Source organism: Leyella stercorea (assembly GCF_019052365.1).
In the GTDB taxonomy this organism is placed as follows: Bacteria; Bacteroidota; Bacteroidia; order Bacteroidales; family Bacteroidaceae; genus Prevotella.
In genome coordinates, this window is sequence record NZ_JAHQUY010000186.1 from 1 (window position 1) to 637 (window position 637).

Sequence of the window (637 nt, forward strand, 5' to 3'; positions counted from 1 at the left end):
TAAGTGCCCAATAAGTGAATATGGAAAGCCATTCGATATATGCGCCTATATCATCCGCCTGAGTTTCATTGAAAATCTGAATGGCTCTACGATATGCAATTATGACTCTGCGAGCTAAAACGACTCCAAAAACGACTAACCAGGCAGCTAAAGCAAATAAAGAGATTTTTTGCATGATTCCGCTTGGCAACAGGAACAACACAACTCCGGAAAGAGTTGAAAATATAATCCATAAAATGATATGTGTCCACACACGCCGTTTGGTAATGTAAAAACGATCAAGCAACATTATCAATGCCGAACTGAACAGAGAATAGCACAGAAAGTATGTGGACATGTTCATCAATATGGCAGAATCCGCATTTTTGAATCGGATACCAAAGAAGAAATGTACCGAATAGTTTGCTGAAAGCAGCAACATAGCTATACCCATAATCTGTCGGGAGCGGAGATAATTCTTGAAAATTTTCTTTTCAGGAGTCTTTGCAAACAAAAAATAAAAGCCGAAGAATAACATTAACGGCAGTGCGGTACAAAGTGAAAAACTGTATATAGATGGTTCCATTGTTATGCTTATTTAGTTTTGATACAAATTTTGATAAATTTCCGAATTATAAGCCAGTTGGGATAAAAAACA

General features: G+C 36.7%; 1 pseudogene. It reads right to left on the reverse strand.

Going from position 1 to position 637, the window contains the following annotated elements:
* Positions 1-517: pseudogene (locus tag KTQ90_RS13535) on the reverse strand (AraC family transcriptional regulator); the annotation flags it as partial.
* Between the last annotated feature and the right edge of the window lie 120 nt (positions 518-637).